This window comes from Mycobacterium sp. ACS4054 (genome assembly GCF_001667275.1).
In the GTDB taxonomy this organism is placed as follows: Bacteria; Actinomycetota; Actinomycetes; order Mycobacteriales; family Mycobacteriaceae; genus Mycobacterium.
In genome coordinates this window covers 41,963-53,892 of record NZ_LZHV01000024.1, presented here as the reverse complement: position 1 = coordinate 53,892, position 11,930 = coordinate 41,963, and the positions used below count along the sequence as shown (strand labels likewise).

7 protein-coding genes and 1 pseudogene are annotated in these 11,930 nt (G+C 68.1%); 1 reads left to right on the top strand and 7 read right to left on the bottom strand.

Features of this window, described 5'->3' with window-relative positions:
• The 5 genes and pseudogenes from A5730_RS24170 to A5730_RS04920 form a co-directional block, all read right to left on the bottom strand.
• Nucleotides 1-77, bottom strand: a pseudogene (locus tag A5730_RS24170) (WXG100 family type VII secretion target); the annotation flags it as partial.
• A gap of 287 nt (nucleotides 78-364) precedes the next feature.
• Entirely contained in the window at nucleotides 365-664 is a 300-nt protein-coding gene (locus A5730_RS04935) for a PE family protein (protein WP_046182845.1), read from the bottom strand.
• Between the two features lie 404 nt (nucleotides 665-1,068).
• Nucleotides 1,069-2,286: a PPE family protein gene (locus A5730_RS04930; protein ID WP_067896413.1), complete on the bottom strand. Its 1,218-nt coding sequence runs from the start codon at nucleotides 2,284-2,286 to the stop codon at nucleotides 1,069-1,071.
• Nucleotides 2,287-2,612: 326 nt separating this feature from the next.
• The gene (locus tag A5730_RS04925) at nucleotides 2,613-3,869 is read right to left on the bottom strand and encodes a PPE family protein (RefSeq protein WP_067896410.1); all 1,257 of its coding nucleotides are present in this window, start codon (nucleotides 3,867-3,869) and stop codon (nucleotides 2,613-2,615) included.
• A 463-nt stretch (nucleotides 3,870-4,332) separates the two neighbouring features.
• Nucleotides 4,333-4,527, bottom strand: coding sequence for a ferredoxin (locus A5730_RS04920; protein ID WP_067896406.1), 195 nt, complete (start codon nucleotides 4,525-4,527; stop codon nucleotides 4,333-4,335).
• Between the two features lie 214 nt (nucleotides 4,528-4,741).
• On the opposite strand from A5730_RS04920, the gene A5730_RS04915 reads away from it, so the two are divergent.
• Nucleotides 4,742-5,914: a cytochrome P450 gene (locus tag A5730_RS04915; RefSeq protein WP_067896403.1), complete on the top strand. Its 1,173-nt coding sequence runs from the start codon at nucleotides 4,742-4,744 to the stop codon at nucleotides 5,912-5,914.
• Between the two features lie 27 nt (nucleotides 5,915-5,941).
• Here A5730_RS04915 and eccCa read toward each other — a convergent pair whose 3' ends face one another.
• Both eccCa and eccB read right to left on the bottom strand, forming a co-directional pair.
• On the bottom strand, nucleotides 5,942-10,111 hold the full coding sequence (eccCa, locus tag A5730_RS04910) for a type VII secretion protein EccCa (protein ID WP_067896398.1): 4,170 nt from the start codon (nucleotides 10,109-10,111) through the stop codon (nucleotides 5,942-5,944).
• Complete coding sequence (gene eccB / locus A5730_RS04905) at nucleotides 10,108-11,625, bottom strand: type VII secretion protein EccB (protein ID WP_055402212.1); 1,518 nt, start codon at nucleotides 11,623-11,625, stop codon at nucleotides 10,108-10,110. Before eccB ends, eccCa begins: the two co-directional genes overlap by 4 nt.
• Nucleotides 11,626-11,930: the final 305 nt, after the last annotated feature.

The window sequence follows — 11,930 nt, the reverse complement described above, 5'->3', positions numbered from 1 at the left end:
ACGGTCTGGGCGTGCACCTCAAAGCGGCCCGCCATCGCCCGCATCTCGTGCGGGTCGGTCATAAAACGAGTTGCCATCTGGCCTGTCTCCTTAATACGTGATTACTCAGATACCTGCTGTGGTTACGACGATGGCCGGACCGGTTACGCGCTGGCGAACCGCCGAGCCGAATCTAAAAGGATGATCCCCCCTTCCCGTCAGCCGGCGGCCACCGGTCGCAGTGACACGGTGAGACGGACGTCAAACCCGAACCACGGCGTTTGAGTTGTCCGGCCGTCAGCCCCCGAGATCATCGGTAGCTCGGCGGTGAGGTGGGAGCTCACGTCGTAGACGTCGGATCCCGAAGCCACAACCGCCAGTCCGATCAGCCCGCAGCAGCTGCGTTGATTGCCTCGGTCGCAGCGTACGAGCCAGAACTTGTGGTGAGCGTGTTCACGAACGCCTCGTGAATGGCGGCGGCCTGCGCGCTGACCGCCTGGTACATCTGCGCGTGCGCTGCGAACTGCGCCGCCGTCAGCGCCGACACCTCGTCGGCAGCAGCGGGCACAACCCCGGTCGTGGGGGCCGCAGCAGCCGCGTTCTGTGCGCTCAGCGTTGAGCCGATGGCCTGCAAGTTTCCGGCCGCCGCAGCCAGAGCCTCGGGCTGTGTGGTCACGAACGACATACTTGGTTCCCTCCTAAGATCAATCCCCGACTCTGCAGAGACTAGATGACGGCGGCCCCTGAAGCGCTTCCGGAAGCCGCCTGTTTGCAACTGTTCACGTGGCAGTACGACGAATTCATTTTTGGTAACGCCACAGTAACAGCGTCTGAGCGGGAGCGCAGCACCTTACACCATGGTCACAGCAAACCGTGACCGTCCCGCGTCCGAAAGGTGCTGGTAGGCCTCTCGCGGGCCGCTTTCCCAGGGCAGGCCCGCTAAAAATCTCGTTGCCCGTTATCTGCCCCTTGCCGGCTAGCAACGGGTGGACGGGCTCGCGACGCGCCTCCACGAGGCGCCGGCTCCGGCCGCCCACGACGCCGGGCGCACCCACTTTGTTAACCCCCCGTTCGAATGGTCGAAAGCCGTTATCCGGCGAAGGGAGGTCGGGCCATGACGGTGGGGCGGAATCCGTAGCGGGGGCCGGCGCCGCTGTGGGTGCCGCTGCCCACGCCGGCCAGGGGCATGCCGCCGAGCAGGTTGCCCGGTCCCCCGGCGGCCTCGGGTGCGGCGCTGATCGCGCTGACCGGGACCGCGGTGTGCCCCATCGCCGGCACGGCCGGGGCGCTGTTCCAGGCCACCGGCACCGACAGCTTGCCGCCGATCGAGGGCGCCCCGCCGATGGCCGCCGCCGGGTGCACCGCACCGGCGCCGCCACCGAGCAGACCACCGAGTCCGCCCAGGCCGGGCAGGGCCTTGGCCGCCGCGGGGGCCGCGCCCCCGATCGCGCCGACCGACTTGGCGATCTGCACGAAGCTGTTGCCCATACCGATGCTGAAGTACGGCAGACCCTCGGTGTTATAGAACAGACCGGCGAAGGGGCTGTAACCGTTCACCAGGGTGCCCAGGTTGGTGGGCAGCGTGGTCTGGCCGGTCAACAGGAACCACAGCTCCTGGAACGGATCGGTGGTGGTCGCCGCCGCCTGCGCGGCCTGCTGGGTCGTGCTCGTGGTGGCCGTGGTGGCCGCCTTCTGCACGGCGTTGGCCGTGTTGCCCGCGGTGGTGTTGGCCGCCGCGTTGGCCACCGTGCCGGCCTGAGTGCTCGTGCCCGCATCGTTGGTCACCTTCGGCGCGGGCGCAAACGCCGTGATGCCCTTGGTCGCCGCCGTCGACTGCGCCGCATAGGTCGCCATCGCCCCGGCGTCTTGCGCCCAAAACTCGCCGTACTGGGCCTCCAACTGCGCGATCGCCCCGGTGTTTTGCCCGATCACATTGGTGGCCTGCAACTGCTGCACCAACGCCCGATTGGCCGCGATCACCGGCGGAGGCACCACCGAGGAAAACACCGCCTCATACGCCGCCGCCGCCGAACTGGCCTGGGTGGCCGCCTGCTCGGCCTGCCCCGCGGTCGTGGCCAGCCACTCCGCATACGGCGTGGCCGCGGCCGCCATCGCCGCCGACGCGGTGCCCGCCCACTCCTCACTGGCCAGCTGCGTCACCACGCTCTGATAACTCAACGCCGCCGACTGCAACTCCGCGGCAATCGCATTCCACGCCGACGCCGCCGCCATCAACGACCCCGACCCCGGACCGGCGTAAATCCGCGCCGAATTAACCTCCGGCGGAAGAACCCCAAAATCAAACACGAATTACCCCTTAACCCGTCGTTTTGAATGACGATAATGCGCTTGCGGCCGGCTTTCCGGCCCCGATCCCGTGGCGGCGGCAACGGCCCGACGGGAACGCGTCCGGCCTGCTCGCCGCGTCCGGGTTAACTTGGCATTGGCCATGCGTTGGGCGGCCGGCCGCTCGTTCGCCATGAGCTGGGAAGAGAGCCCCGGTGGGGCGACCCACATTCATCGCCCGGCCGAAGCCGACGCCGCGTGCCGAAGGAGCGGGCCGGCCTGGACCCGTTCGGCGGTCGATAAAATCGCGTCGCGAATAAATGGAATGGCGTGTTTTCATGCCGCCGCTATCCGGCCGAGGGTGGGCGGGTGAGCACGCTGTAGCGGAATCCGTATTTGTGCGAGTAGCCCGCGGCGGCGCCGGCGCGGCGGCCCATGACGCCGGTGGGCATGCCGCGCAGCAGGGCGTTGCCCGGCGGGTTGCTCGCCCCGGCGGTCTGGATCGGGGCGACCTCGGCGTTCTCGGCAGAGCTGACCGCCGAGGTCAGCGTGGCCCACTGCTGGGGCACCGACAACCCGCCCACGTGGGCGGCCTGCCCGGCCCCGGCCGAGACCACGTTGCTGCTCAAGCTGCCCAGGTTGCCCAACCCCAACTGGGCGAACTGCGGGGTCGGGAACCAGGCCCCACCGGCACCGGCCGTGCTACCACCGGGCCCGAACACCAACTGCTGGGCAATCGACGAACTGAACGACGCGAGCCCGTTGGAGAAATAGCCGAGCCCGGTGGTCTGCTTGAGCAGCACCGTGTACACCGACGGCGTGAGCCCCAAGTAGTTGTTGGTCGGGGTCGGCGGTCCGTACTGCAGGAAGCCCTGGATCGCGTTCCAGAGCCACGTCAGCGGGCCCGGTTGGGAGGTTGTGGCCGCGGCGGTGGTGCTGGCCTGCTGCACGGCCGCGGCTTGCGGTGCCAGCGCGGCGACCTGGGTGGCGTTGGAGGCCACCGTCTGAGCGGTGTTGCCCGCCGGCTGGGTGGCCGCCTGGCTCACCGCCAACGCCTGATCGGCCAACCCATCAGGCGTGGTCGTGTTGGGCGGCGCGGCAAACGGGGTCAACTCCGAGGCCGTGGCCGAGGCCGCCGCATACCCATACATCGCCGCCGCGTCCTGAGCCCACATCTCCATGTACTGCGCCTCGGTCGCCATGATCGCCGGCGTGTTCTGGCCAAAAAAGTTCGTCGCGACCAACGTCGCCAACAACACCCGATTCGCCGCAATCACCGGCGGCGGCACCGTCATCGCAAACGCCGCCTCAAACGCCGCCGCGGCCGCCCGACCCTGACTGGCCGTCTCCTCGGCCAACCCCGACATCGCCGAGAGCCAACTCACAAACGGCACCACCGCGGCCACCATCGACGCCGACGCCGGACCCACCCACGGCCCACTGGTCAACTCCGAAACCACCGAGCCATACCCACTGGCCGCCGTCGCCAACTCCGCGGCCACCTCATCCCACGCCGCCGAAGCCGCCATCAACGACCCCGAACCCGGACCCGCATACATCCGCCCGGAATTCACCTCCGGCGGTAACGCCCCGAAGTCAAACACCTGTTCTCCTCAGTTCGTCGCGGTCGCGGGCGCCCGCGACAGTCGCATCGGAATCAGTGGTGGCCGTGGTCACGGCTTCGTAAGCAATCGCCACCCGTGGGTCGCTGACCGCCCGGAATCACCCGACTCAGACCTCGCGGTCTGCCACCCCAGTCGGCGGGCTGGCCGGCGCATCCTGCCAATTCCGTGCCTGACATCCAAATGTGGTGTAGCACCACGCTTCTCGGACATCCGGTCAGGAACAACGTGCACCTTTAGCCTCGATTGATCCCTACTGTCAGCAACCGAGCGACAGTCCATGGTCTGCCCGAACTGCCGCTCGGGAATGAGATTAGTTCGTTATCGGGGGTGCTCCGATACGCAACGCCAAGTGTTCATTCCAGGCCAGCGATTGTTCATTCCCCGTCGACTGGAGTTCATTTCCGGCAACGGTTTGTTCATCTCCGGTTTGCCTGCGGCGCAGTCAATCCTCTTCGAGAACCAGCGCCATCTCCGGGCAGGAGGCGACCCCGTCGCGGGTCACCTGCTCGTCCTCCGGGCGCACCTCGTGCTCTTCGAGGATCGAATAACCCGAGTCGTCGATCGGGAACAGGTTCGGGTCCACGGCGTAGCACTGGGCGTGGCCCACGCATTTGGATTGTTCGAGACGAACCCTCACTGGGTTTTCCTCCCTACCCGGCCCCGCAGAACAATCAAGATCGCACTTGAAGCATCCATGGATCGTTCGCCCAAGTGTAGAAGATCGACGCGCAGCCGGGCCGGCCGCTGTAGACGCTTGCGACACATGCGATATTGGGGTGCCAACCGCAATCGGTGCCGACGACGCCCCCGCCGCCGCGGTTGGGAGAACAATTCGGACAAGCGGAGAGCCCATGAGCACTCCTGGCCAAGGCCAGCAAGACACCTTCCACCTGCCGCGGCTCGATTTCGAAAAGCTGCCGATGGCCGTGGACCGGGGCGTCGGGTGGAAGGCGCTGCGGGACGCCGGGCCGGTGGTGTTCATGAACGGCCACTACTACATCACGCGCCGCGAGGACGTGCTGGCCGCGCTGCGCAACCCCAAGGTGTTCTCGTCCACCATCCTGCAGCCGCCGGGCCACCCATTGCCCGTGGTACCGCTGGCTTTTGACCCTCCTCAGCACACCCGCTACCGCAAGGTGCTGCAGCCCTTCTTCAGTCCGCTCGGCCTGAGTTCATCCCGGCCGGTGCTCGAACGCCACGCCGCGGAAATGATCGGCGCCCTTGCCGGCCAAGGGAAGTGCGAGGTGATGGCGGATTTCGCGCACCTGTATCCGTTCCAGGTCTTCATGGACCTCTACGGCTTGCCGATCGAAGATCGCGATCGCCTGATCGACTGGAAGGATGCGGTCGTCAGCGACAAGCCCTACGTCACCCAGTCAGACATCGAGAAGAGCGAACTGCTGCTTCAGTATCTGGCCGACGCGATCCGGCAGCGCAGGCAGCATCCGGGATCCGACATGCTGTCGCGAGTCATGGCCAGCGACGGTAACTTCAGCGATCTGGAGCTGCTGGGCATGAGCCACCTGCTGATCCTGGCCGGGCTGGACACCGTGACGGCGGCGATCGGATTCTGCCTGTTCGAACTGGCCCGCCGGCCGCAGCTACGCGAGGCACTTCGCGACAACCCAAGGCAGATCCGGGTTTTCATCGAGGAGATCGTCCGGCTGGAGCCTTCGGCGCCGGTGGCGCCGCGGATCACCACGCAATTCGTCAACATCGGCGGGATGACGCTGCCCCCTGGCACGTCGGTGCGGCTGTGCATGGCGGCGGTCAACCGCGACGGCAGCGACGCCACGTCCGTCAACGATCTGGTCATGGACGGAAAAGTCCACCGGCACTGGGGATTTGGCGGCGGGCCGCACCGGTGCCTGGGCTCTCATCTGGCCCGGATCGAACTGACGGTAATCGTCGGGGAATGGCTTCGGCAGATTCCCGACTTCGAGGTGCCCGCCGACTACGTCCCGGCGATCAACTACCCGTCAAAGAGCTTCGCGCTCAAAGAGTTACCGCTGCGCTGGAGCTGATCCAGCCCCAGCGCAGCGGTATCCGTCTTACTTGCGAAACTCCGTCGCCGCTACCTGCACGAACACACCGGTGTCCTCGGCCATCAGCAGGCCTCGACCGCGGGGCAGCGGGCCACCCTTCATCTTGCCGCGGATGAAGCCCTCGTCGGGGTCGGCGTCCATCACCAGCAGCGGGGCGTTGGCCTGGGCCAGCGCCCGCAGCATCGGGTCGCTACCGGCCGACGACCAACCGCCGAAGGTTCGCGTGACGAGCACGTGCAACCCGACGTCGGCGGCCCGGGTTACCCACGGGGCGACCTGATGCAGCGGTGAGTCGAAACCGGCCGGCAACTGCTGGATGTCGTCGACGATCAGGAAGATCTCCGGGCCGCTCCACCACGACCGCGACAGCAGCTCCTCGGCGGAGAGGCCGGGCGGAGGCTGCCGGCCCGCCAGCACCGCCGCCAACTCGCCAACCATCGCCTGGACGCCGTCCAGGTTGTAGGCGAACTTCTCGACATAGTCCGGACCCAGCGTGGTCAGCAGCTGACGCCGCGGGTCCACCAGCCACACCTGGGCCGACGGCTGGCCGGCCGGCGGGGTCGGCGCGCTGCTGGCCCCCGGCGCGTACAGCCGGCCGATTTCACTCATGATCGTGGCCAGCGTCGTGGTCCGCCCACATTCGCGTCGACCCGTCACCATCAGGTGCGCGTTCTCGGCGAAGTTGAGATAGACCGGCGACAGATCCAATTCGGAGATGGCCCAAGCGATTCCACCCGCGCCGACGCCCTGGCGGGTGTCCCGCGCGGCGACCTCGCGCAACTGCTCGAGGTCGAAGCGCGCGGGCAAGCGGCGCACCGGCGGCGCCTGCGCGCTGGTGAGGCGGCTGACCGCGTCGATGATGCTGTCGGACTCGAACACGTAGTCCGGCGTGTTGGCCAGCGCGGGCCGCGCGACCAAGGTGTGCAGACCGGCCTGGGGGTCGGAGTCGAGTCGGACGTAGTTGACCGCGACCATGCCGCGGCCCGGCTTGACGGGCACTTCCTTGGCGAACCGGGAACGCACCAGTTTGGCGTCCTCCACGGCGGCCAATCGCAACTCGACCCGCGAACCGAAGCCACTGCGCACCGGTGGCCGCAGCTCCGACTCCCGGTCGGCGGTGACCACCACGTGGACCCCGAACGAGGGGCCCTGGTTGATGATCAGGTTCACCTGCTCGATCAGCACCTCGTTCTCTTCGGCCAGCGCCCGGTAGTTGTCCACCACCAGGTAGACGTCGCCGAACCCGTCGTTGGGCACGGGACCCGGCTCGCCGCCGAACTTGCGGCGCCGGAAGACCTCCATCGAGGCGATCCCGTACTCGAGGAACGTGCTCTTGCGCTGACGCACCAGCGCGAGCAGCTCGGCCACCGTGCGCCGCACGCCGTACGGATCGGTCGGGCCGGCCACCTCACCCACGTGCGGCAGCCGGGCGACGGTGGTCAGGGCGGTGCTGCTGTAGGCCAGGCAGTAGAACTGGACCTGCTCGGGCGTGTGGGTCAGCGCGGCCGAGCAGATCAGGGTCTGCAGGGCCGTCGTCTTACCCGAACCACCGGCGCCCAGGATCAGGACGTTGGCGCCCGGCCCCGAGGTGTCGACGGTCCACGGCGGCTGGTCGTGCTTGAACGGGCGGTCGATGATCCCGATCGGGAAGGCCAGGTCCTTGGCCGAACCGTAGTTCTCCTGCCACGGGTGGCCGAGGAACCGGTTCACCAACTCGTCGATGGCGACGGGCTGGTTCAGCGGCGGCTGCCACAACCGGTACGGCTCGAAGTCGATCTTGCGCAGCTGATCGATGATCACCGTGCCGACCTTCGGCACCCGGATGCCCTCGATGTCGTCGTCGTCGCGCGTCGCGCCGTCGGCGTCCAGCGTCTCGCCGTTGGTGATGGCGGCCGGGGTCAGCTCCGGTCCGCCGACGCTGACCTCGAGCGGGGTGAACGAGTTGGTAAACAGTTGCGGGCGAACGTAATCGATGCTGTGCACCAACGCCGGCGCTTCTTCGCCGTCATCGTTGAGCCCGCGCGGGAAGTAGTCCCGCCACAGGAACTCGGCCTGGAACCGGACGATGTCTTCGAGGCTGCGGCGGAAGTAGCCGAGGCCGGCCTGCGCCGGCAGGTTGACGGCGTTCGGCACGCCCGCTGCCTGCGCGGCGCCGGCGGTACGCGCCTTCAGCACCAGCCGGTAACCCATGTTCTCCATGAGCTTTTCGGCGCGGCTCTCGATGGTCTGCGAGGCCATCATCAGGTGGATCCAGTAGGCGCGGCCCTGGCGGCCGATCGAGTCGAGCACGTCGACCGCGGTCGGCATGATCCGGAACCACTCGTAGAACTCGTCGATGACGACCACGAGCATCGGCAGCGGCGCCATGTCCTGGCCGCGCGCCCGCATCCGCAGGCGCACGGAGTTGTACTCCTTGGCGTCGTCCACGCCGGCGCTGTCGCAGATCGCCTTGCGCCGGGCGATCTCGCCCCACAGGGCGTCCAGGAAGCGTTCCATCAGCGCCTGGTCCTCTTCCAGGTCGGTGATGATGCGCGACACGTGCGGCACCCCGGCGAACGGCTTGACCGCCGACCCACCCTTGAGGTCGGCCAGCACGAACTGCAGCTCCTCCGGCGGGTGGCTGAGCATCAGTGATTCGATCACGGTCCGCACCAGGGTCGACTTACCCGAACCCGTCGTTCCGGACATGACGCCGTGCGGGCCGTCACCGCCCTCGTCCAGCGACTTCATGTCGAGGAACAGCAGCTCGCCGTTGTCGGACCGAACGCCGAACGGCGCCCGCAGCCGGGAGCGGCCCATGGAGTCGTTGCGGCTGCCCCACAGCGCCTCGAAGTCGATGTGACCGGGGTCGTCGATTCCGTAGTAGGCCATGATGTCCCGGGCGCCGATGTGGGCCACCCGCTGGCCGATCTCCTCGTAGGCCTCGGCGAGCCGCCAGCGCGCCAGCGCCTGCGCGAATTCCTCGGCCTCGGCGATGCTGATGTGGTCGGTGAGCGCGAAGAACCACGGCTTCTCGTCGATCACCATCCAGGTGTCGCGGTCGCGGGGCAGCGCCTCGATCACGCCCTTCTCGTCGAACCGCAAGGTGCGCTCGGGAACCGACGTCCACATCGAGGAGCCGGTCAGGTCGAAGAAGGTCACCCCGTCGACGCCCTCGGAGCTGATCACGTATTCCCACTGGGGGTCGACGACGTCGGCGACGATCACCGTGTGGGGCGTCGGGGTCTGCGCCGACGAACTGGCGTGGCGGGGCGTGAAAGAGCCACGGCCGGCGAACAATTCGGCCTGCTCGGCGGCGAACTCGCGCACCGAGCTGTAGACCATCCGCGCGTTGCCCGCGGCGTCCTGACGCCGGGGATCACCAACGTGCGGAAGCCACTTCACCCAGTCCCACTCGTCCAGATCCGAGGTGACGACGACCAGCTGCACGTGGTCGGGGCCGTGCGAAAAGGCCAGCTGACAGACGATCGCCCGCATCAGCCCGAGGACCTGCTCCCGCTCCCCGTCGAGCGCGTACCAGGGCTCGACCAGCAGCGAGATCATCTTGGGCAGGTTGTAGACGACGCTCTGGTAGCGCCCGAATTCCTGCAGCGCCTTGCCCGTCACCGGCTCCAGCTCGATGTCGGTGGGCATGTTCTGGGGCTCACCCCAGGTCACCTCGGGCCGCGTCATGCCCACGCCGACTCGCACCACCCCGAAGTTGAGGTCCTTGCCGTCGGGCTTGCGTTCCCACATCCGCGGCGATCCCACCGCGGCGGACAGCGTGGTGGGCGCCGGGTGGTACCACCGGTAGTTGGCGTCCATGCTGTCGGCCGACTCGTGGGCGGTCTCGCGCAGCATGTCCAGCATCAGCATGAACTGGGCGCGCATCGCGTCCAGCTTGGGCCGGCTCATCTGCTGCTGGCCGCCAAACCGGCCGCCGAACATCATCATGGCGACGCCACCGATCATGAAGATCGGGAAGATGGCGCCCGCGCCGCCGAACACGCGCGAGCCGCTGGCGAACGTCATGCCGACCATGCCGATCAGCAGGCCGACCACGAGGACGCCGACGACGACCAGCCACCAGGGCTTGCCCTCCGGCGGCGGAATGCTCAGCGGTGTCGGGAGGACGATGTTTTCCGGCTTGATGACCGGAGGCTTCTCCGGGGTCGGCCGCGCAAACCCGCGTTTCACTTAGGCACCGCCAATTCTGCTGGGGACATATCCATCGGAAGGGTGTCGTGCTCCACGAGCGCGTCCGCCCGAGAGAGCGTCGGACCCTGTGGGAGCAGGCGCAGCGCCACCCACGGCGCCAGGCTGGGTTTGGTCTTCAGGCCCAGGGCCTCGCGGACGTCGCGGGTGTCGTCGACGCCGAACCGGGCGCCCGCGTCGGTCAGCCACCACAGCGACTCCGTCGTCTTGGCGCCGGGGTCGTTGCCGGTGACCGCCACGAAGTTGCCGTAGTCGGGGCCGAAGTACACCTGGTCGGCCACCCGACCGGTGGTGTCGGCCTTGACCAGCGACACCACCTTGTTCTCGTCCTTGGCCGCGACCGGAATGGTTGCGCCGGAGATGACCTGGATGCGGGCCCGGTTCTCGCCGGAGGTCTTCTGCCACCACCAGCAGGTCGCCGGGTTCTCGCGGATGTCCGCCACGTTGAGCGGCGCGTCCGGGTAGGAGGACAGGTCCAGCTTGTTGACGACGGGCATCTTGGCCAGGGCGGACGGTTCCACGGTCACCGGCCGGGTATTGCCCGGCCCGGCGTTCTGCAGGATCTGGGCCACCAGCGGCGGCAGCGTCTGCACGCCGTCGGCGAGCACCAGCGAATACTGTTGCGGCCCACTGATTTGCGGCGTGACGATCACGGTGCCGATCGGTCCGGGGGCGCCCGGGAACGACGCGGCGGCGCCGGCGTTCTGCACCTGCGGCACGGTCAGCTCCGGGCCCACGGGCAACGCGTCGAACAGGGCCCGGCTCATGGGCTTCGCCTGGCCGACCTGTTCGGGTGTCAGGCCCAGCGGCAACAGCACCGACCGGTTCGTCGCGTCGATGCGCGACCGGCGGCCCTCTCGGATCACCCACGCGTCCCCGCTGTAGTTCAGCACCACGGCGTCCGATCCGTTGAGGACGCGGCGGTGGTTGCTGAGGTCGGGGTTGCCGTCGATCACGGTGACGGTCACGCCGGAGGGCGCGCCGACCCCGGTCGAGGTGGCGACGGTGTCGCACACCAGCCACGACGACGTGGACGGGCTGGTGGTGTGGAAGTTCGACGGCGCGCCCGGGATGCCCACCATCGGCCCGCGCGGCATGGTGGCGATCTGGCTCGACCGCACCAGGTGCGGATTGTCCGCCCGGCCGGTGATCAGCCGCGCCGAAGCCAGGTTCAGCGCCGGGTACAGCCGGTCCCCCACGCGGACGTACAGCGCGCCGGAATCCCGGTCGGCGATGATCGGCGACTCGTTGATCTGCCCGGACGGGCTGATGAACGACCAGAGCAGGGCGCCCAGGCAGATCACCATCGCCGCCGACACCGAGGCCACCACGGCCAGCGTCTGCCGCCGCCCAGGCTCGACCTCCATGCGGACACGCCACCGGGTGAGCGCCATCGCGGTGCGGCGAGCGAGGAACTGATAGCCGGTCACCTGGGTCCGCGTCGACAACCCGAGGCCATACCCCGACCCGCGTTGGCCGCGACTCTCTTCCGCCACTTAATTCACCATCCGGTCTGCTAGAACGCCTGGATATTGTCCCTCGCGCGAATTACATCGACAACGGTAAGGCACCGGTACGGCCCTCGCCACGCGGCGCCGATGGCGTTCGCTGCTACATCTGTTTATCTGCCGGTGTCCGGTGCTCGGCCGCCCGCCCGCCCCGGCCGTGCGGGCGACGCGCCAGGCGCCGTTGAACTGGCACTTCGGGTTTTCCCCGCCGATCCCCGCCCGGACTCCTCATGTCTTCTCAGGGCATCGTAATGGCGCACGTGCCGTTCGTCCTGTTGAGCGGGCGCCGAAGC

Bases quoted from the DNA above. Each gene is read 5' to 3' on its own strand.
- A5730_RS04915 (WP_067896403.1), top strand. From the start codon at position 4,742: ATGAGCACTCCTGGCCAAGGCCAGCAAGACACCTTCCACCTGCCGCGG.
- A5730_RS04935 (WP_046182845.1), bottom strand. From the start codon at position 664: ATGTCGTTCGTGACCACACAGCCCGAGGCTCTGGCTGCGGCGGCCGGA.